Genomic DNA, 18,179 nt, shown 5'->3' with positions numbered 1-18,179 from the left:
TAGGGCAGCGAAATGCAGAACCTTCTGATCGTCATGCTCGGCGGGGCCTTCGGGTCCGGCGCGCGGCATCTTACCGGGCGAATGATGCTCGGGTTGCTCGGGCCGAACTGGCCCTGGGGCACGTTGACCGTCAACGTCGTCGGCGGTTTGCTGATGGGGCTGCTCGTCGGCGTGCTGGCGCGCTTTTCCACGTTTGGTGGCGAAGGCTGGCGGCTGTTGCTCGGCGTCGGCGCGCTGGGCGGCTTCACGACCTTTTCGTCTTTCTCCCTCGAAGTGGTGACGATGATCGAGCGCAGCGCATGGACAAGCGCCATCGCTTACGTCTCCCTGTCGCTGGCCGGCGCGATCCTCGCGCTGTTCGCTGGTCTGTTCGTCGTACGGGTGGCGGCATGAGCGAGACTGTCCGCCAGTTCACCGTCGCGCCGGACGACGACGGGATCCGCGTCGATCGTTGGTTCAAGCGTCATCTGCCCGACACCAGCTTCACCATCGTCGCAAAATGGGCACGGACCGGGCAGCTTCGGCTGGATGGCGCACGCGTCGGGCCGGGGGATCGTCTGGTCGCCGGTCAGGTGCTGCGCGTGCCCCCCGCCGAGCCGGTGCGCGCCACCGCCAAGCCGGTGCGCCAGCGCCCGGCGCTGTCGGAGGACGAAGCCGCCTTCGCGCAGGAAATGGTGATCCACAAGGACGCCGCCGCACTGGTGCTCAATAAGCCGCCTGGCCTCGCGACGCAGGGCGGTACCAAGACGACCGAGCATGTCGACGGCCTGCTCGATGCGCTGCAATTCGATCTGGAGGGGCGGCCGAAGCTGGTCCACCGGCTCGATAAGGATACGTCCGGCGCGTTGCTCGTCGCGCGCACGACGCGCGCGGCTGCATTCTTTTCCAAGGCGTTTTCCAGCCGCACCGCGAAAAAGGTCTATTGGGCGCTGATCGTCGGCGTGCCCTCGATCGAGGACGGCACGATCGATCTGCCGATCGCAAAGCAGCCCGGCACCGGCGGTGAGAAGATGCACGTCGACGAAAGCGGCGAAGGTCAGCCGGCGCGCAGTCGCTATCGCGTGATCGAGCGCGCCGGCAACCATGCCGCATGGGTCGAGCTGCAACCGTTCACCGGCCGCACCCACCAGTTGCGCGTCCACATGGCGGCGATCGGCCATCCGATCGTCGGCGACGGCAAATATGGCGGCAAGGCTGCGTTCCTGACCGGCGGGATCAGCCGCAAGATGCACCTGCATGCGCGGCGCATCCGGGTCGATCACCCCGATGGCGACAAGATCGACGTCACCGCCCCGCTGCCGACGCATTTCGCGGAAAGCCTGAAAAGCCTCGGCTTCGATGCGGCGCTCGGCGACAACATGCCGCCCGATACCCCGCCCCCGCCGACCCGCGAGGATCAGAAGGCCAAGGCCCGAGCCCATGCCAAGACGGTGCGCAAGGCACGGCGCGGCGAGCGGCGCGGGCGCGGAACCGCGCGCGACTGATGCATCCAGGCGCCGCCTTCGCCATGAGCGTGGAGGCGGCGCGCGCCTTCGCCGCCGATATCGCCTTCGCGCATATCTTCCTAGCGGCGGCGGAGCGGCCGATGGTCGTGCATGCGCCCGTGGTGGTGGATGCTGCGGGCAATTTGTTCTTTCACATCGCGCGTCGCAACCGCGCGATGCCGATCGCGGCGGGCACGCGTGCGATCGCCAGCTTCGGCGGCCCCGGCGCCTATATCAGCCCCGATTGGTATAAGAGCGCGGATCAGGTGCCGACGTGGAATTATGTTGTCGCGGAGGCGGAGGGCATCGTCGCAGCGCTGGACGACGCGCAATTGATCGCACACCTCGACGCCACTTCTCATATCCATGAGCAGCGGCTCGCCCCGAAAGCCGAATGGACGCGAGACAAGATGGACCGGCGCCGTTTCGACGCGATGCGCGCGGCGATCGAGGGCTTCGTACTGACCGTGAGCGAATGGCGCGGCACCGCGAAGCTCAGCCAGAACAAATCCGTTGCCGATCTGCGCGGCGCGATTGCCGGGCTGCGCGACGCGGGCAAGCAGCATCCCGCCGATCTGGTCGAACGCGCGAACCGCGGGCGGCTGTAGCGCGTCAGATCAGGGGCGTGCCGAAGAAACCCAGCGTCGCGACGGCGAACAAGATCACGGAAAGCGCACCAGTCAACCCGCACATGATATAGCCGGTATATTGGATCATCGGCGGATTGGGCCGCCGGAGTTTCGCGTTGCGCGACGCCCCGGCAAAGATGAAGCTCATCAACAAGCCATAAGTGAACACTGCTGGGCCGACCATTCGCCCTCGTCTCCAAAAACCAATCGTGAAGAAGCTGGCGTGCCCCCCGGGCTCCGCTCGCTTCGCGCCCTTAACCATAATGAGCCGGTGTTACCAACCCGTTCACGCGGCATCCGGCGCTTGCACGGCCCGGTTCATCGCGGGTGGCGCGAGCGTCGCGGATCGGCCATATCGCGGCTATGTCCGTTCCTGATCGCGACCCCGCGAAAATCCGCTGGTTTTATATCACCCTCGCCCGGCTCGCCGCGTCGGGCGGCGCGGTGCTGGGCGTGCTGCTGCTGGCGGAGGGCGATACGACCTGGCGCAAGCTGCTCGGTGGCGCGATCATATTGTCCGCGCTGGCCATGATGGCGATCGTGCCGCGCAGCCTGGCCCGCCGCTGGCGGAGCCCGTCGGAATGAAGCGGTTCTGGAAAGACGTGGCGCTGGGCGCCGATGGCGGCGTGACGCTGGATGGCCGCCCGGTGCGCACGCCGGGCCGGGCGCCGCTCGCCTTGCCGACAGCGGCGCTGGCCGAAGCGGTGGCGGACGAATGGCGCGCAGTGGATGAAACGATCGATCCGCGCGCGATGCCGCTAACCGGGCTCGCCAATGCGGCGATCGACCGGATCGCGGCCGATCCCACGCCATTCATCACCGATATCGCCCGCTACGCAGAGACCGACCTGCTCTGTTACCGCGCCCACTCGCCATCCGAACTCGTCGCGCGGCAGGAAACCGCATGGGAGCCGCTGCTCGATTGGGCGCGGCAACGCTATGACATTCACTTCGCCACGATCCTGGGCGTGATGCATGTCGCCCAGCCCGACGCGACCCTCGCCCGGCTCGCCGAAGCGGTCGCCGCGCGCGATCCATTCACCCTCGCGGCGTTGCAGACGATCGTTTCGCTGACCGGCACTATCGTCGGCTCGCTTGCGCTGGCCGAAGGCGCGATCGACGCAGAGACCTTGTGGCGCGCCGCGCAGGTCGATGAGGATTGGCAGGCCGAACAATGGGGCGAAGACGAACTCGCCACCCGCGCCCGCGAGGCGAAACGCGCCAGCTATGACGCAGCGGTGCGTTTTCTTGCAGCGGTGAGCGCCGCCCGGCGTTGAGAGCGATTATGCCGCCGGTTCGCCGGACGCGATGAAAGCGTTAGGATAAGGGCGCGGCGAGCGTTGCCAAAAGGAATGTGGCGATGACCAAGCTTCCGACAGCGCTGTTGATCGTGGCGATGGCGGTCGTCATCATCAGCGTCGACTTCGCGTTCTTCCGCCATCGTTTCTGGGAACGCCTGATCGCGAATATCGCCATCGTGGCCACATTCGGCGCGATCTACTGGATTTTCCTCCGGCGCTCCTGACGCCTTAACCCGCGCGGCGCAGCTTGCGAATGAAGCCGATCAGCCCGGTCTGCCGCGAACGCTTCAGGCGCTCCGCCGCGAGGATCGTGCGGACGGACTCGAAGCATTCCTCGATATCGTCGTTGACGAGAACGTAGTCATAGCCGTCCCAATGGCTCACCTCATTGGCGGCGCGCGCCATGCGGCGATCGATGATCTCGGTCGAATCGGTCGCCCGCTTCAGCAGCCGCTGGTGCAATTCCTCCATGGAGGGCGGGAGGATGAACACGCGTACCACGTCGCCGCCGGCGATCTGGTAAAGCTGCTGCGCGCCCTGCCAGTCGATATCGAACAGCACATCGTTGCCCGACGCCAGCATATCGTCGACCGGCGCCTTTGGCGTGCCATAGCGTTCATCGAACACATGCGCCCATTCGAGAAATTCGTGCCCCGTCGCCATCTCGCGGAAGCGATCGAGCGAGACGAAGTGATAATCCTTCCCGTCCACCTCGCCGGGGCGCATCGGGCGCGTCGTGGCGGATACCGACATCGAAAGATCGGGTTCGGCGGCAAGCAATTTGCGCGCGATGGTGGACTTGCCCGCGCCCGACGGCGAGGACAGCACGAAAAGCACGCCGCGGCGCTTGAAACCGTGCGGATCGGGCTGAGAGGGAGCGGCCATGCGCGCTAGTGCCGCGCGCATGGGGCGGGCGTCAAGCCGACAAGCGCGGATCGGCTGCGATTGCGAGCGCGATCATCCCCCGCGCGACATCTTCGCGGTGATCAAACGCTGGTGGACGGACTCGTTTTCACCGTCCCGCCGACCTGACGCGCCTTATGCCGATCATAGGCCTTTTTCGCGACATATGCCCCGCCGACCGCCAGCCCGAGCGGACCCATCCGCGTTACCATCCGGGTCATCACCGCGCCGACGATCGCGCCCTTCACGCCACCGCCGCCTTCACGTCGATCGAGTTCGCTGCCGACAAGTGCGCCGATAATGGTACGAAGCATCTGAAACCCTTTGGAAGGTAGAGGACGATCAAGCGCGCGACGCGGGCTCAGGTTCCCAGCATCGCTTCCGGCCGGACGACGCGATCGAACGTCGCCGCATCCACCAGCCCCAGTGCGATCCCCGCCTCGCGCAGCGTAAGCCCCTCGATATGGGCGTGTTTGGCGATCTTAGCCGCATTGTCATAGCCGATTTCCGGCGCGAGCGCGGTAACCAGCATCAGCGAGCGATCGAGCAAATCGGCGATGCGCCGCTCATTCGCCTCCAGCCCGTCGACGCAGCGCTCGGCAAAGGATTCCATCCCGACCGCGAGCAGGTCGATCGAACGCAGCACCGCCGCGCCGATCATCGGCTTGAACACGTTGAGTTCCAGATGCCCCTGCGCGCCGCCGATGGTGATCGCGACGTGATTGCCCATCACCTGCGCGGCGACCATCGTAAGCATCTCGCATTGCGTGGGATTGACCTTGCCCGGCATGATCGAGCTGCCGGGCTCGTTCGCCGGCAGATCCAGTTCACCGATGCCGCAGCGCGGGCCGGAACCGAGCAGGCGGATATCGTTGGCGATCTTGGTCAGCGCCACCGCCAGCGTGTTGAGCGTGCCGGACAGATTGACCAGCGGATCGTTCGAGCCCAGCGCCTCGAAGAAATTCTCGGCCGGAATGAATGGCTCGCCGGTGATCTCACGCAGCGCGGCGCAGAAATCCTCCGCGAACCCCGCCGGAGCGTTGAGCCCCGTGCCCACCGCCGTGCCGCCCTGCGCCAGCCGGTGCGTGCCATGCTCCAGCGCGGGTTCGATCCGCCTTCGGCAGCGATAGAGCTGGTTGGCGTAGCCGGAAAATTCCTGCCCCAGCGTCAACGGAGTCGCATCCTGCAAATGTGTGCGCCCGATCTTGACGATCGCTGCCCATTTTTCGGATTTGAGCGCCAGCGCATCATGCAGCCGGGTCAACGCGGGAAGCAGGCGATCGCGCACGCCGAGCGTCGCGGCGATGTGCAGTGCGGTGGGGAAGCTGTCGTTCGAGGATTGGCCCCGGTTAACGTCATCATTGGGGTGGACCGGGACTTTGCCGCCGCGCTTGCCCGAAAGGATTTCGTTGGCGCGGCCAGCGATCACCTCATTGGCATTCATGTTCGATTGCGTGCCGCTGCCCGTCTGCCAGATGACCAGCGGGAATTGATCGTCATGCTCGCCGGCCACGACTTCGGCCGCCGCCTGTTCGATCGCGTCGGCCTTGTTCGCCGCAAGACCGTGCCGTCGGTTAACCCGTGCCGCCGCCTGTTTCACCAGCGCGAGCGCGTGGACGATACCGATCGGCATCCGCTCGCGTTCGCCGAACGGAAAATTTTCGACCGATCGCTGCGTCTGCGCGCCCCAATAAGCGATGGCGGGGACTTCGATCGGGCCGATCGAGTCGGTTTCGGTGCGCGTGTCGGTCATGTTCGCGTGCTCCACAACGAGGGCCGTCATAGGGGTAAATCCCATGACGTCGGTCGCGGCAATGCCGCGCCGGCTGGCCGTTCGCGTCGCTTTGCGAGCGCCGTGCAACGACGTTACGCGGCTCGCGTCCGGCTTACTTCTTCCGTTTGAAATCCACGGCGACGACGTTCGATCCATCCTCGATCGGCGCCGCGCTCGGCCCGTCGTTTTCGGCTGGATCATGCCCGCCGGGGCCATCCTCCGGCCCCTCCTGCGCCTGGAAGCGCAGTTCGAAATTAACCGCGGGATCGTGGAAACCGGTGATCGCCGAATAGGGAATCACCAGTTTCGACGGCACCTGATTGAAGCTCAGGCCGATCGAGAATCGGCGATCATCCACCGTCAGATCCCAGAAACGATTCTGCATGACGATCGTCATCTCGTCCGGGAACCGCTCGACGAGCCGCTTCGGGATATCGACCTCGGGCGCCTGCGTCTTGAAAGTGATATAGAAATGGTGCTCGCCCGGCAGATTGCCGCCATTTTCGGCGACCGAGCGGAGCACGCGGCCCACCACGGCGCGCAGGGCTTCCTGCACGATCTCGTCATAAGGGATCAGGCTGTCGGGCGCGTTTTCGTCCATAATGCGGCTATGGGTAGCGGCGTCGCGGGCGTGGTCAAGCAAAGCTTTACTTGCCAAATGCCGCACGCGCCTTCCCAAATGCGGCACGCGCGCTATGGAGCCCAGCATGCGCACCGCGACGATCACACGCGCCACCAGCGAAACGGATATCGCCGTTACCGTCAATCTCGACGGGACCGGCCAATATGACGTGGAGACCGGGGTCGGCTTCTTCGATCACATGCTTGAGCAGCTTGCCCGGCATTCGCTGATCGACCTTAAAGTCCGCACCAAGGGCGATCTGCATATCGATCAACACCATACGGTCGAAGATACCGCGATCGCGATCGGCCAGGCGGTGGCGCAAGCGCTCGGCGACAAGCGCGGCATCCGCCGTTACGGCGATGCACTTTCCCCGATGGACGAGACGCTGACACGCGTCGCGCTGGACATCTCGGGTCGGCCGTGGCTCGTGTGGAACACCGAATTCACCCAGAAGCGGCTGGGCGAGATGGATACCGAGTTGTTCAAACACTGGTTCCACTCGTTCGCGCAGGCCGCTGGAATCACGCTGCACGTCGAGACGCTGCACGGCGAGAACAATCATCATATCGCCGAAAGCGCCTTCAAGGGCCTCGCCCGCGCGTTGCGGCTGGCGGTGGAGATCGATTCGCGCAAGGCAGATGCGATTCCCTCGACCAAAGGCACGTTGTGACCGCGCTCAGCGAGTTTCACGTCGACGAGCATCTTTGCGTCATCCTGCTCGATTATGTCGGCCCGCTGGAGCAGGTGGACGCGCAGATCGAGGCACATCGCGCGTTCCTTGAGCGTGGCCTTGCCGAAGGCGTGTTTCTCGTCGCCGGGCGGCGTGAACCGCGCACCGGCGGCGTTATTCTGTGTCGCGGCATCGCCGAGGATATCGAGGCGGTGGCACAGACGGATCCACTCGTCACCGCCGGGCTCGCCACGGCAGAGGTGATCGAGTTCAAGGCGGCGCTTGCGGTGCCCGCGATCGCGAAGCTCGCGCAATGACGCTCGCACTGGTCGATATCCAATCAGGCAACCTGCGCTCGGTCGAAAATGCGTTGCGCGCCGCAGGAGCCAGCGACGTAACGATCACCGCCGATCCCGATCTGATCGCGCGCGCCGACCGCATCGTATTGCCCGGCGTCGGCGCGTTCGGCGCCTGCGCGGCCAACCTCCGCGCGGTGGATGGGCTGGAACAGGCGCTTTCGGCACGCGTGCTGAAAGAGGGCGCGCCGTTCCTCGGCATCTGTGTCGGCATGCAATTGATGGCCGATACCGGCGAGGAAATGGGCACGCACGCCGGGCTCGGCTGGATCGCCGGCCGCGTCCGCCTTCTCGCGCCCACCGATCCCGTCGCGAAGGTGCCGCATATGGGGTGGAACGACGTGGTTCCGCTCACCCCTCACCCGCTGCTGACGGCGGGAGAGGCCTATTTCCTGCACAGTTATGCGTTCGAGGGCGAGCATGTCCTCGCCCGCACCGATCATGCCGGCCCGGTCACCGCCGCGATCGGCCGCGACAATCTGCTCGGTGTGCAATTCCATCCCGAAAAGAGCCAGCGCTATGGCCTTGCGCTGCTCGAACACTTCCTTGCGTGGCACCCATGACCCTTATCGTTTTCCCCGCGATCGACCTCAAACAGGGGCAGGTCGTGCGCCTCGCCGAAGGCGATATGGATCGCGCCACCGTTTATGGCGACGATCCTGCCGCGCAGGCGATGCTGTTCGCCGACGCTGGCGCGGAGCATCTCCATGTCGTCGATCTCGATGGCGCCTTTGCGGGCGAGTCGGTCAATGGCGAGGCGGTGCGTGCGATCGTTGAGCGCTTCCCAGGCCACGTCCAGCTCGGCGGGGGCATCCGCACGCCCGCCGCGGTGGAGGGCTGGTTCGATCTCGGCGTTTCCCGCGTGGTGATCGGCACTGCGGCGCTAGAAAACCCGCAATTCGTCCGCGACATGGCCGGCGCCTTCCCCGGCGGCGTAGTCGTCGCGGTCGATGCGCGCGACGGCATGGTCGCGACCAAGGGCTGGGCCGAAGTGTCCACCGTCAGCGTCATCGATATGGCGCGCCGGTTCGAGGATGCGGGCGTCGCCTCCCTGCTCTTCACCGATGTCGGCCGCGACGGGCTGCTCAAGGGCTGCAATGTCGAAGCGACGGTGGACCTCGCCCGCGCAGTGGCGATCCCGGTGATCGCCAGCGGCGGGGTGAAAGGGATCAGCGACATCCACGTCCTCGCGCTCCATGCGCGGGACGGCGTGGAAGGCGTGATCACCGGCCGCGCGCTTTACGACGGCAGGCTCGATCTCGCCGCCGCGCTAGAGGTGGCGAAGGCCGCCTGATGACCGTCCGCGCACGTGTCATCCCCTGCCTGGACGTCGCCAACGGGCGCGTGGTGAAGGGCGTCAATTTCGTCGATCTCAAGGATGCGGGCGATCCGGTCGAGCAGGCCCGCGCCTATGATGCGGCCGGTGCGGACGAGCTGTGCTTCCTCGACATCACCGCAAGCCACGAGGGCCGCGACACGATCCTCGATGTGGTGCGGCGGACGGCGGCGGAATGCTTCATGCCGCTCACCGTCGGCGGCGGCGTGCGGACGGCGGAGGATGCTCGCGCGCTGCTGCTGGCCGGCGCGGACAAGGTCGCGGTGAATTCCGCCGCCGTTGCGCGGCCGGAGGTTGTATCTGACATCGCCGAGCGTTTCGGCAGCCAATGCTGCGTGGCGAGCGTCGACGCGCGGCGGAGCGGTGATCGCTGGGAGGTGTTCACCCACGGCGGCCGCCGCGCGACCGGGATCGACGCGGTGGAACATGCGCTGCACCTGGCCGCGCTGGGCGCGGGCGAATTGCTCATCACCTCGATGGACCGTGACGGCACCCGCGACGGCTATGACCTCGCGCTGATCCGCACGATCGCGGATCGCACCAGCGTGCCGGTCGTGGCATCCGGCGGCGTCGGCAGCCTCGCCGATCTCGTCGCGGGGGTGACGGAAGGCCATGCCTCGGCGGTGCTGGCCGCATCGATCTTCCACTTCGGCGAAGCGACGATCGCACAAGCGCACGCCGCGCTGGCGGCGGCTGGCGTGCCGGTGCGTTCATTCGCGGGGTAAGGCGCCGCGCGTTTTCCTTGGCGAAGTTGGGCTGATTATGGTGGATTCCGCGCGCGGCTATCCACGGATCGCGCTGAGGGAAGAGAATGACCGAATTGCGCTCTGGCCTTCCGATTGTTTCATTCGCCGATCAAATCGCGCTGGAAAGCTGGTTGGCGGAGCAGCCGAGCGATTCCAATGGTGCGTGGTTCAGGTTTCGTAAAAAAGGTTCGAGCCTCGCCAGCATCACGAAAGCGCAGGCGGTCGACAGTGCTATTTGCTATGGCTGGATCGACGGCCAGCTCGACAAATATGATGCCGAAAGCTGGTTGATACGCTTTACCCCGCGCAGACCGCGCAGCAAGTGGTCAGCGGTCAATCGGAAACGCGCGCTGGAGCTGATTTTGGCGGGCCGCATGCGGGCGTCTGGACAATTGGCAATAGATAACGCGAAGACCGACGGCAGATGGGAAGCCGCATATGCCCCGGCCAGCAAAGCTGAGGTTCCACTGGATTTGCAAAATGCGCTCGATGCGAATCCGAAGGCGGCGGCTTTCTTCGCTACGCTGACGGGCGCTAACCGATATGCGATCTTGTATCGAATTGGCGCGGCGAAGAAAGCCGAGACCAGAGCCCGAAAGATCGGGAGTTTCATTGATATGCTGGAACGCGGTGAAACTGTTCACGGCTGAAACGGCCGGTTTCAACCACATAATCCTCTGGTTCTGGCAGCCGCCATTAGGGCGCTCGCCCCCTCACTTCCGCCCGAACAGCTTTTCGATATCGCCATGCGCCAGCTTCACCCAGGTCGGCCGCCCATGATTGCACTGGCCGGAATGCGGCGTGACTTCCATTTCGCGGAGCAAGGCATTCATCTCCGCCACCGATAGCACGCGCCCCGCACGGACCGAGCCGTGGCACGCCATCGTTCCGGCCACCGCGTCCAGCCGCTCACGCAGCGACAGTGCTTCATCGAACGCGGCCAGTTCGTCGGCGAGGTCGGTAATCAGCCCCGCCGGATCGCCGCTGCCGAGCAGCGCGGGCGTCGCGCGCACCAATATCGCGCGCTGGCCGAAGCGTTCGAGATCGAGGCCCAGTTCGGACAATTCCGCCGCGCGCGCCTCCAGCCGGTCGCAGGCGGTTTCATCCAACTCGACGACCTCGGGGATCAACAACGCCTGTGATGCGACCCGCCCGTCGGCGAGCGCGCGGCGCATCCGTTCGAGCACCAGCCGCTCATGCGCGGCGTGTTGATCGACGATGATCAGACCGTCCTCAGCCTCCGCGACGATATAGGTCTTGGCCACCTGCCCGCGCGCGACGCCGAGCGGGTGATCGACGCGTTCCGGCGGCGGCGCCCAGGCCGCCTCGGCCCGCGCTTGTGGAGGCGGCGCGAAGAACGACGGGCGGCGATCCGCGACCAGCCCGCCCACCGCTTGCGGCGCGGATTGCCAGATCGTCTGCTGTTGTTCCGGCGGCGGCGCGGCGACCGGCTCGCTGCGCCACATCGCCAGCGCATCATCGGCGGGGCGATGCGAGACGCGATGCCCCGCCCCGTCCAGCGCGCGCCGGATGCCGCTGACGATCATCCCGCGGATCATCGCCGGATCGCGGAAACGCACCTCGGTCTTTGCGGGATGGACGTTCACATCGACCTGGTCCGGCGGCACTTCCAGGAACAGCGCGACCACAGCGTGCCGATCTCGCGGCATCATCTCGGCATAAGCGCCGCGAATCGCGCCAATGAGCAATCGGTCTTTCACCGGGCGGCCGTTGACGAACAGATATTGGTGATCGGCCACGCCGCGATGAAAGGTGGGCAGCCCGGCGACGCCGCCAAGCACCACCCCTTCCCGCTCCAGATCGACCGCGACCGAATTGTCGGCCAAGGCGCGATCGGTGAGCAAGGCGACGCGCGCCGGGCGATCTTCCGCCTGCAATGCAGCGAGCGCACGGCGGCCGTCATGCTCGACGGTGAAGGCGATGTCTGGCCGCGCCATCGCCAGCCGGCGCATAACATCGAGGCAGGCGGCATATTCGCCACGCGTCGAGCGCAGGAACTTGCGCCGCGCCGGAACGCGCGCGAACAGCCCCTCAACCACGATCCGCGTGCCGGGCGGCAGCGCCGCAGGGCCCTCGCGCACCAGCACGCCATTATCGATCGTCCGCGCCCAGCCGTCGCTCCCACGCGGCCGGCTTTCCAGCGTCACCCGCGCGACGCTGGCGATCGAGGGCAAAGCCTCGCCGCGAAAGCCGAGTGTCGCGACCGCGTCGATATCGTCGCCGGGCAGTTTGGAGGTCGCGTGGCGCTCGCACGCCAGCGCCATTTCCTGCGGAGACATGCCGCAGCCGTCATCGGCTACTTCGATCCGCTCGACACCACCGGCAACCAGCAGAACAGCGATGCGCGTCGCTCCAGCATCGATGGCGTTCTCAACCAGTTCCTTCAACGCGCTGGCTGGTCTTTCCACCACTTCACCGGCAGCGATGCGGTTGATCAGGTGCTCGGGTAAACGTCTTATTGACACGCCCACTCCCCTAGCCCAAGCGGCGCCATCCCGCGACCGTTAAGACGCTGATAAATTCGTGCAGAATGCGCCTTGCGGCAGCAAGCGCGGGATGGTTGGCGTATTGTACTGCGCATCTGGCGTGGCGACTCGGGGACGGAAACTAGCGCATCATGGCTTTTTCGCGATTTTTCAAGTTCATGTCGCACGACATGGCGATCGATCTGGGTACGGCAAATACGGTCGTCTATCTGCGCGGTCGCGGCATCGTGCTCAACGAACCGTCCGTCGTGGCGGTCGAGACGATCAACGGCCAGAAGAAAGTGAAGGCCGTCGGCAACGACGCCAAGCTGATGATGGGCAAGACGCCGGGCAATATCGAAGCGATTCGTCCGTTGCGGGACGGCGTGATCGCGGACATCGATGTCGCGGAACAGATGATCAAGAGCTTCATCTATAAGGTGCACGGGCAGCGCCGCTTCATGCGCTGGCCGGAGATCGTGATCTGCGTCCCCTCCGGCTCGACCAAGGTGGAACGCCGCGCGATCCGTGACGCCGCGTCGAACGCGGGCGCAAGCCAGGTGTGGCTGATCGAAGAACCGATGGCCGCCGCGATCGGCGCCGACATGCCCGTGACCGAGCCGATCGGCAGCATGATCGTCGATATCGGCGGCGGCACGACCGAAGTGGCGGTGCTGTCGCTGCGCGGCCTGGCTTATACCACCAGCGTCCGCGTCGGCGGGGACAAGATGGACGAGGCGATCGTCAGCTATGTCCGCCGCAATCACAATCTGCTGATCGGCGAAGCAACCGCCGAGCGGATCAAGCAGGAAGTCGGCATCGCCAAGCCGCCAGCCGATGGCATCGGCGCGACGATCCACATCAAGGGTCGCGATCTGGTCAATGGCGTGCCGAAGGAAATCCAGATCAACCAGGGCCAGATCGCCGAGGCATTGAGCGAGCCGGTCGCGACGATCGTCGAGGGCGTTCGCGTCGCGCTGGAAAACACCGCGCCGGAACTGGCCGCCGATATCGTCGATCAGGGCATCGTGCTGACCGGCGGCGGCGCGCTGCTTCAGGGGCTGGACGAGGTGCTGCGCGACGAGACGGGTCTCCCCGTCACGGTGGCGGAAGATCCGCTGACCTGCGTTGCGCTGGGCACCGGCCGTGCGCTGGAAGATCCGATGTATCGTGGCGTACTGACAAGCGGTTGAACGGGGAACTTTTTCTCAAAAAGGCATAGGTGATGGCGCCGTCGCGGGATCGGCGCCCGGGTTTTTCAAGGCGGGCGCAATATTCGCTATTCCTGACCTATATTCTTGCCATCGCGGGCGCGGTGGTGGGCGCGGTGTTGCTTGTCCTGTCGGCATTCAACCCCACCGCCTTCGCCGCGTTGCGCGCGACGGTTCGTGAGGTGACCACGCCGGTATCGTCGGGCGTGTCGGCGGCTTTCTCCACCGTCGCCGGGGTGCCCGATGCGATCGGCAGCTATTTTCGCGTCCATGGCGAGAATGAGGAATTGCGCGCGGAGGTGAAACGCACCCATGCCGCGATGCTTCAGGCGCAGATCATCGTGCGCGACAATCGTCGCTTGCGCGGGCTGCTGAAACTGCGCGACGGCACGCCCGGCACGGTCGTCACCGCGCGCATCGTCAGTTCCAGCGCGTCGAGCACGCGGCGCTTCGGCGTCCTCAATGCCGGAAGCTGGCAGGGAGTGCGCGAGGGGCAGCCGGTGCGCGGGCCGGACGGCCTGCTCGGCCGCATCGTGGAGACCGGACCGAATACCGCGCGGGTGCTGCTGCTCACCGATCCCACCAGTATCGTTCCGGTGCGCCGCATCAGCGACGGAATGCCCGCGCTCGCCGCCGGGCGCGGCGATGGCATGATCGATATCCGCTCGGTCAATACCGCCGACGCCAAGTTACGGCCGGGCGACCGCTTCGTCACCTCCGGCACCGGCGGCATCTATATGCCCGGCGTGCTGGTCGCCCGTGTCGTTCGCGCGGGCAGCGACGCTGCGCCCGCGCAGCCTTATGCCCGACCCGACACCTTCGATTTCGCGCTGGTGAGCGAAGCGTTCATTCCGCCGCCCCCGCCGCCCCATCCGATACCCGCCAAGGTCAAGCGATGAGCATGGCGCCGCGCAAACCGTTCGAGCCGGTCATCCCCGCCGGTCGCGCGCGTGCGATTCCATGGATCACGGTGATGGCCGGCTCGCTCGTCACAGTCGCTCCGTTCGGCGCGACGCTGGCACTGTTGCCGCCGTGCGGATTGCTGATGCTGCTCGCGTGGCGGCTGCTCGCCCCTCTCGCGCTGCGGCGTTGGGCCGCGCCGCTGCTCGGGCTGTTTGACGATCTGCTGAGCGGACAACCGATGGGCAGCGCGATGATATTGTGGGCGCTCGCTTTCTTCCTGATAGACCTGTTCGATCAGCGGACGATATTCCGCGATTTCTGGCAGGATTGGATGATTGCCGCCGCGGCGATCATTTTGTGCCTGGTCGGCGGCCGTATCGTCGCGTCGCCGCTTACCGCGCACGTCGATGGCGTGCTAGTGATCCAAATCATCGTGTCGATCCTCGCCTTCCCCCTCGCAGCGCGCATCGTCGCCTGGATCGATCGCAAGCGGGCGACCGAATGAGCCGGCCGCCCCGGATCGCAACCGAGGCGCAGCAAGGCTACACCTTCTCGCGCCGCGCCTGGCTGCTCGGCTCCGCCCAGCTCGGAGTCGGTGCGCTGCTTATCGGCCGCATGGGCTGGCTCTCGATCGCCGAGAACGAACGCTACAGCACGCTTTCCGAAAGCAATCGCGTCAACAACACGATGATCCCGCCGCGTCGGGGCTGGATCGTCGATCGCGGCGGCCATCCGATCGCGGACAATCGCACCGATTTCCGCGTCGATATCATCCCCGATCGCGTCGAGGATCTCGAACGCACGCTGGCGCTACTGCAAAAGCTGCTCGATCTGACGCCGGACGATTTGCTCCGCGTTCGTGCCGACATCAAGAAAGCCGCCGGTTTTCAGCCGGTGCAGGTGATCGACGGCATCTCATGGGAACGGTTCGCGGCGGTGCAGGTGCGCCAGCCGGAGTTGCCCGGCGTCGCGCCGACACGCGGCTTCGCGCGAAATTATCCGGCCGGCGCGGCGGTCGCGCATCTCACCGGCTATGTCGGCACCGCCACCGCCGAACAGTTCAAGAAAACACGGGAGCAACTGCTCGTCACGCCCGGTTTCAAGCTCGGCAAGGACGGGCTGGAAAAGACGCTGGAGAAGGAACTTCGCGGCTCCCCCGGCGCCAAGCGCGTCGAAGTGACGGCGCGCGGCAAGCTGGTCGCGGAGCTGGCCACCCGGCCCGATATTCCCGGCAAGACGCAAAAGCTGACGATCGACGCCGGGTTGCAGGAATATGCCGCGCGGCGGCTGGGCACCAACTCCGGCTCGGCGGTGGTGTTCGATTGCCATACCGGCGAGATGCTGGCGATGGCATCCATGCCGGCATATGATCCCAACAGTTTTTCGGCCGGGATCAGCCATCTCGAATGGCAGATGTTGAGCGCCAACGATCACGTTCCGCTGATGAACAAGGTCACGCAGGGGCTTTATCCACCGGGATCGACCGTCAAGCCGATGAACGGCCTCGCGCTGCTGGAAGCCGGGGTGAGCGCGCATGATCGCGTGGTTTGCACGGGCGCGTTGAAGGTGGGCACCGGCGTGTTCCACTGCCACAAGCGCGGCGGCCACGGCGCGCTCGATCTCAGCGGCGCGATCGCGGCGAGCTGCGACATCTATTTCTATGAGATGATACGCCGGCTTGGCTACGATCACGTCGCCCCGATCGCGCGCATGCTCGGCCTCGGGCAGAAATTCGATCTGCCGCTGTCAACGCAACGTTACGGCACTGTGCCCGACAGCGCATGGAAGCTGCGGAAATACAAAAGCAGCTGGACGGTCGCGGATTCGCTCAACGCCTCGATCGGTCAGGGTTATGTGCTGGTGAACCCGCTGCAGCTCGCGGTGATGTCGGCGCGGATCGCATCCGGGCGGATGGTGGAGCCAAGCCTGCTGGCGGATCATGTATCGCGCAATCCCGCGGCATTGCCGGTGAAGCCGGAAAACCTGCAAACCGTCCGCGACGCGATGTGGCGCGTGGTGAACGGCGGCGGCACGGGCGGCGCGGCGCGGCTGTTATTGCCCGGCATCCAGATCGCCGGAAAAACCGGCACCGCGCAGGTGCGTCGCATCACCATGGCCGAACGGCGCACCGGCGTGCTGAAAAATGGGCAGCTGCCGTTCAAGCTCAGGGATCACGCATTGTTCGTGTGCTTCGCGCCGATCGAAAACCCGCGCTATGCTGCCGCGATCGTGCTGGAGCATAACGGCCATACCGTGCGCAATCTCGACACCCCGATGATCGGCCGGGATATCATGACCTACCTGTTCGATCGCGATCGCGCGATGAAATCGCTGGCAGAGGTGGAGCCGACATGGGGCGGCGATATCCGCACCCGTATGGCGGCCGAGTCAGCCGCGTATCGCGCCGCAGCCAATGCGCAGGCGAATGAGGAAGGGATGGCGACCGAAACCGACGCCCCCGCCCCCACTGACGCCCCGGCGGTCGAAGCGGTTACCAGCGCGAGCAACGCCAATGCCGATGCGACGCCGGGCGATATCGCCAATACCGGCGGCGTGGCGGGCACCACCGGCTCGCCCGAACCGGGCACGCCCAATCAATGATGCTCAATTCGGTCATTCCCGCGCCCCTCGCGCGGCTGCCGTGGCGGATCCTCCTGCTGGTCGCCGCGATCGGCTCTTTCGGGCTGGTCGTGCTGTTTTCGGCGGCCGGAGGCAGCCTGCGTCCATGGGCGCTGCCGCAAGGCGTGCGTTTCTTCGTTTTCCTTCTCGCAGCGATCGGCGTCAGCGCGGTTCGTGAGAATGTATGGCGACGCGCCGCCTTCCCCGCCTATATCGTGCTGGTTGTGCTGCTGCTCGCGGTGGAATTGCTTGGCGCCGTGCGCGGGGGAAGCCAGCGCTGGCTCGATCTCGGCTTTATCCGCCTGCAACCTTCGGAGCTGATGAAGCCGGCGATCGTCCTCGCCTGCGCGCGCTTCTATGAGATGCTGCCCCCGTCGGAGACGCGGCGTTTCGGGGCGATCTGGCCGCCGTGCGTGCTGATCGGCATCCCGGCCGCGCTGGTGATGCTGCAACCCGATCTCGGCACCGCGCTGATGATCTCCGCCGGCGGCGTGACGGTGATGTTCCTCGCTGGTGTTCCGTTGCGGCTGTTCGTCGGCGGGGCGCTCGCGCTGGCGATCGCGGCGCCCCTCGCCTTCAACTTCGTGCTCCATGATTATCAGCGCAATCGCGTGCTGATCTTCCTCGATCCCGAAAGCGACCCGCTGCGCACCGGCTATCACATCACCCAGTCGAAGATCGCGATCGGGTCGGGCGGGATGTTCGGCAAGGGCTTCCTGAACGGCACGCAGAGCCACCTGGACTATCTCCCGGAGGGGCAGACCGATTTCGTGTTCGCCACCATGGCGGAGGAATGGGGGCTGGCTGGCGGCATCTTCATCATCGCCGCCTATCTGATGGTGATCCGCTGGGGCGTGAACGTCGGCGTGCGCGCCAAATCGCGCTTCGCCAAACTCACCGCCGCCGGGCTGTCGACGACGATCTTCTTCTATGTCGCGATCAACCTGATGATGGTGATGGGGCTCGCCCCCGTAGTCGGCATCCCGCTGCCGCTGGTCAGCTTCGGCGGCTCGGCGCAGATGACGGTGCTGCTGTCGCTCGGCATCCTGATGTCGATCGATCGCGAAAGCCGGCGAAAATCGGGCTGGTGAACAAAAATCGCGCGGTTGAGCGAAAAAAGGGTTTGCACATTCGGT

The 18,179-nt window shown here is 65.7% G+C and carries 23 protein-coding genes; 17 read left to right on the top strand and 6 right to left on the bottom strand.

What is annotated here, in order from left to right; all coding sequences use genetic code 11:
* The first annotated feature begins 12 nt into the window (after positions 1–12).
* From crcB to P0Y64_13715, 3 genes are read left to right on the top strand one after another with little or no spacing between them, the layout of a single operon-like run.
* Complete coding sequence (crcB, locus tag P0Y64_13725; GenBank protein WEK42442.1) at positions 13–393, top strand: fluoride efflux transporter CrcB; 381 nt, start codon at positions 13–15, stop codon at positions 391–393.
* Entirely contained in the window at positions 390–1,484 is a 1,095-nt protein-coding gene (locus P0Y64_13720; GenBank protein WEK42441.1) for an RluA family pseudouridine synthase, read from the top strand. The genes crcB and P0Y64_13720 overlap by 4 nt, the downstream gene beginning before the upstream one ends.
* Positions 1,484–2,092 carry an FMN-binding negative transcriptional regulator gene (locus P0Y64_13715; GenBank protein WEK42440.1) on the top strand — a complete coding sequence of 203 codons (609 nt, stop codon included), beginning with the start codon at positions 1,484–1,486 and terminating at the stop codon, positions 2,090–2,092. Before P0Y64_13720 ends, P0Y64_13715 begins: the two co-directional genes overlap by 1 nt.
* A 4-nt stretch (positions 2,093–2,096) precedes the next feature.
* Here the strand turns inward: P0Y64_13715 and P0Y64_13710 are convergent, their stop codons facing one another.
* A complete protein-coding gene (locus P0Y64_13710) occupies positions 2,097–2,297 on the bottom strand; it encodes a hypothetical protein (protein WEK42439.1) in 201 nt (66 codons plus the stop codon).
* A gap of 179 nt (positions 2,298–2,476) precedes the next feature.
* Here P0Y64_13710 and P0Y64_13705 point away from each other — a divergent pair, with 179 nt between their 5' ends.
* The 3 genes from P0Y64_13705 (at position 2,477) to P0Y64_13695 (ending at position 3,638) form a co-directional block, all read left to right on the top strand.
* On the top strand, positions 2,477–2,698 hold the full coding sequence (locus P0Y64_13705) for a hypothetical protein (protein WEK42438.1): 222 nt from the start codon (positions 2,477–2,479) through the stop codon (positions 2,696–2,698).
* Positions 2,695–3,390 carry an ATPase gene (locus P0Y64_13700; GenBank protein ID WEK42437.1) on the top strand — a complete coding sequence of 232 codons (696 nt, stop codon included), beginning with the start codon at positions 2,695–2,697 and terminating at the stop codon, positions 3,388–3,390. The genes P0Y64_13705 and P0Y64_13700 overlap by 4 nt, the downstream gene beginning before the upstream one ends.
* 77 nt (positions 3,391–3,467) lie before the next feature.
* Positions 3,468–3,638 carry a hypothetical protein gene (locus tag P0Y64_13695; protein WEK42436.1) on the top strand — a complete coding sequence of 57 codons (171 nt, stop codon included), beginning with the start codon at positions 3,468–3,470 and terminating at the stop codon, positions 3,636–3,638.
* A 4-nt stretch (positions 3,639–3,642) separates the two neighbouring features.
* Here the strand turns inward: P0Y64_13695 and gmk are convergent, their stop codons facing one another.
* From gmk to P0Y64_13675, 4 genes are all read right to left on the bottom strand, one after another.
* Positions 3,643–4,299: a guanylate kinase gene (gene gmk / locus P0Y64_13690; protein WEK42435.1), complete on the bottom strand. Its 657-nt coding sequence runs from the start codon at positions 4,297–4,299 to the stop codon at positions 3,643–3,645.
* 101 nt (positions 4,300–4,400) lie between these two features.
* On the bottom strand, positions 4,401–4,631 hold the full coding sequence (locus P0Y64_13685; GenBank protein WEK42434.1) for a hypothetical protein: 231 nt from the start codon (positions 4,629–4,631) through the stop codon (positions 4,401–4,403).
* Positions 4,632–4,678: 47 nt separating this feature from the next.
* A complete protein-coding gene (gene fumC / locus P0Y64_13680; GenBank protein WEK45053.1) occupies positions 4,679–6,070 on the bottom strand; it encodes a class II fumarate hydratase in 1,392 nt (463 codons plus the stop codon).
* Between the two features lie 133 nt (positions 6,071–6,203).
* Complete coding sequence (locus P0Y64_13675) at positions 6,204–6,692, bottom strand: ClpXP protease specificity-enhancing factor SspB (protein ID WEK42433.1); 489 nt, start codon at positions 6,690–6,692, stop codon at positions 6,204–6,206.
* 106 nt (positions 6,693–6,798) lie between these two features.
* Here P0Y64_13675 and hisB point away from each other — a divergent pair, with 106 nt between their 5' ends.
* The 6 genes from hisB (at position 6,799) to P0Y64_13645 (ending at position 10,474) form a co-directional block, all read left to right on the top strand.
* The gene (hisB, locus tag P0Y64_13670; protein WEK42432.1) at positions 6,799–7,386 is read left to right on the top strand and encodes an imidazoleglycerol-phosphate dehydratase HisB; all 588 of its coding nucleotides are present in this window, start codon (positions 6,799–6,801) and stop codon (positions 7,384–7,386) included.
* Positions 7,383–7,703, top strand: a complete 321-nt coding sequence (locus tag P0Y64_13665) for a YciI family protein (GenBank protein ID WEK42431.1) — start codon at positions 7,383–7,385, stop codon at positions 7,701–7,703. Before hisB ends, P0Y64_13665 begins: the two co-directional genes overlap by 4 nt.
* Positions 7,700–8,305 (top strand): imidazole glycerol phosphate synthase subunit HisH, encoded by a 606-nt coding sequence (gene hisH, locus P0Y64_13660; protein WEK42430.1) that lies wholly within the window; start codon positions 7,700–7,702, stop codon positions 8,303–8,305. The genes P0Y64_13665 and hisH overlap by 4 nt, the downstream gene beginning before the upstream one ends.
* Positions 8,302–9,036 carry a 1-(5-phosphoribosyl)-5-[(5-phosphoribosylamino)methylideneamino]imidazole-4-carboxamide isomerase gene (gene hisA / locus P0Y64_13655; protein WEK42429.1) on the top strand — a complete coding sequence of 245 codons (735 nt, stop codon included), beginning with the start codon at positions 8,302–8,304 and terminating at the stop codon, positions 9,034–9,036. The genes hisH and hisA overlap by 4 nt, the downstream gene beginning before the upstream one ends.
* Positions 9,036–9,803: an imidazole glycerol phosphate synthase subunit HisF gene (gene hisF, locus P0Y64_13650; GenBank protein ID WEK42428.1), complete on the top strand. Its 768-nt coding sequence runs from the start codon at positions 9,036–9,038 to the stop codon at positions 9,801–9,803. The genes hisA and hisF overlap by 1 nt, the downstream gene beginning before the upstream one ends.
* Before the next feature lie 86 nt (positions 9,804–9,889).
* Entirely contained in the window at positions 9,890–10,474 is a 585-nt protein-coding gene (locus tag P0Y64_13645; protein WEK42427.1) for a YdeI/OmpD-associated family protein, read from the top strand.
* 63 nt (positions 10,475–10,537) lie between these two features.
* Here P0Y64_13645 and mutL read toward each other — a convergent pair whose 3' ends face one another.
* Positions 10,538–12,310: a DNA mismatch repair endonuclease MutL gene (mutL, locus tag P0Y64_13640; GenBank protein WEK42426.1), complete on the bottom strand. Its 1,773-nt coding sequence runs from the start codon at positions 12,308–12,310 to the stop codon at positions 10,538–10,540.
* 152 nt (positions 12,311–12,462) lie between these two features.
* Between mutL and P0Y64_13635 the strand changes: the two genes are divergently transcribed.
* The 5 genes from P0Y64_13635 to rodA are packed head-to-tail and all read left to right on the top strand — an operon-like array spanning position 12,463 to position 18,134.
* Positions 12,463–13,503: a rod shape-determining protein gene (locus P0Y64_13635; GenBank protein ID WEK42425.1), complete on the top strand. Its 1,041-nt coding sequence runs from the start codon at positions 12,463–12,465 to the stop codon at positions 13,501–13,503.
* 32 nt (positions 13,504–13,535) lie between these two features.
* Positions 13,536–14,420, top strand: coding sequence for a rod shape-determining protein MreC (gene mreC, locus P0Y64_13630; GenBank protein ID WEK42424.1), 885 nt, complete (start codon positions 13,536–13,538; stop codon positions 14,418–14,420).
* Positions 14,417–14,929, top strand: a complete 513-nt coding sequence (locus tag P0Y64_13625) for a rod shape-determining protein MreD (GenBank protein WEK42423.1) — start codon at positions 14,417–14,419, stop codon at positions 14,927–14,929. The genes mreC and P0Y64_13625 overlap by 4 nt, the downstream gene beginning before the upstream one ends.
* A complete protein-coding gene (mrdA, locus tag P0Y64_13620) occupies positions 14,926–17,025 on the top strand; it encodes a penicillin-binding protein 2 (GenBank protein WEK42422.1) in 2,100 nt (699 codons plus the stop codon). Before P0Y64_13625 ends, mrdA begins: the two co-directional genes overlap by 4 nt.
* Complete coding sequence (gene rodA, locus P0Y64_13615) at positions 17,022–18,134, top strand: rod shape-determining protein RodA (protein WEK42421.1); 1,113 nt, start codon at positions 17,022–17,024, stop codon at positions 18,132–18,134. Before mrdA ends, rodA begins: the two co-directional genes overlap by 4 nt.
* Positions 18,135–18,179 lie beyond the last annotated feature (45 nt).

It is taken from the genome of Candidatus Sphingomonas colombiensis, assembly GCA_029202845.1.
Taxonomy (GTDB): domain Bacteria; phylum Pseudomonadota; class Alphaproteobacteria; order Sphingomonadales; family Sphingomonadaceae; genus Sphingomonas; species Sphingomonas colombiensis.
Note: the sequence above shows the minus strand (reverse complement) of the source record. Positions and strands in the feature narration are given on the sequence as shown.

Bases quoted from the DNA above. Each gene is read 5' to 3' on its own strand.
- crcB (WEK42442.1), top strand. From the start codon at position 13: ATGCAGAACCTTCTGATCGTCATGCTCGGCGGGGCCTTCGGGTCCGGC.
- P0Y64_13720 (WEK42441.1), top strand. From the start codon at position 390: ATGAGCGAGACTGTCCGCCAGTTCACCGTCGCGCCGGACGACGACGGG.
- P0Y64_13715 (WEK42440.1), top strand. From the start codon at position 1,484: ATGCATCCAGGCGCCGCCTTCGCCATGAGCGTGGAGGCGGCGCGCGCC.
- P0Y64_13710 (WEK42439.1), bottom strand. From the start codon at position 2,297: ATGGTCGGCCCAGCAGTGTTCACTTATGGCTTGTTGATGAGCTTCATC.
- P0Y64_13705 (WEK42438.1), top strand. From the start codon at position 2,477: ATGTCCGTTCCTGATCGCGACCCCGCGAAAATCCGCTGGTTTTATATC.
- P0Y64_13700 (WEK42437.1), top strand. From the start codon at position 2,695: ATGAAGCGGTTCTGGAAAGACGTGGCGCTGGGCGCCGATGGCGGCGTG.
- gmk (WEK42435.1), bottom strand. From the start codon at position 4,299: ATGGCCGCTCCCTCTCAGCCCGATCCGCACGGTTTCAAGCGCCGCGGC.
- P0Y64_13685 (WEK42434.1), bottom strand. From the start codon at position 4,631: ATGCTTCGTACCATTATCGGCGCACTTGTCGGCAGCGAACTCGATCGA.
- fumC (WEK45053.1), bottom strand. From the start codon at position 6,070: ATGACCGACACGCGCACCGAAACCGACTCGATCGGCCCGATCGAAGTC.
- P0Y64_13675 (WEK42433.1), bottom strand. From the start codon at position 6,692: ATGGACGAAAACGCGCCCGACAGCCTGATCCCTTATGACGAGATCGTG.
- hisB (WEK42432.1), top strand. From the start codon at position 6,799: ATGCGCACCGCGACGATCACACGCGCCACCAGCGAAACGGATATCGCC.
- hisH (WEK42430.1), top strand. From the start codon at position 7,700: ATGACGCTCGCACTGGTCGATATCCAATCAGGCAACCTGCGCTCGGTC.
- hisA (WEK42429.1), top strand. From the start codon at position 8,302: ATGACCCTTATCGTTTTCCCCGCGATCGACCTCAAACAGGGGCAGGTC.
- hisF (WEK42428.1), top strand. From the start codon at position 9,036: ATGACCGTCCGCGCACGTGTCATCCCCTGCCTGGACGTCGCCAACGGG.
- P0Y64_13645 (WEK42427.1), top strand. From the start codon at position 9,890: ATGACCGAATTGCGCTCTGGCCTTCCGATTGTTTCATTCGCCGATCAA.
- P0Y64_13635 (WEK42425.1), top strand. From the start codon at position 12,463: ATGGCTTTTTCGCGATTTTTCAAGTTCATGTCGCACGACATGGCGATC.
- mreC (WEK42424.1), top strand. From the start codon at position 13,536: ATGGCGCCGTCGCGGGATCGGCGCCCGGGTTTTTCAAGGCGGGCGCAA.
- P0Y64_13625 (WEK42423.1), top strand. From the start codon at position 14,417: ATGAGCATGGCGCCGCGCAAACCGTTCGAGCCGGTCATCCCCGCCGGT.
- mrdA (WEK42422.1), top strand. From the start codon at position 14,926: ATGAGCCGGCCGCCCCGGATCGCAACCGAGGCGCAGCAAGGCTACACC.
- rodA (WEK42421.1), top strand. From the start codon at position 17,022: ATGATGCTCAATTCGGTCATTCCCGCGCCCCTCGCGCGGCTGCCGTGG.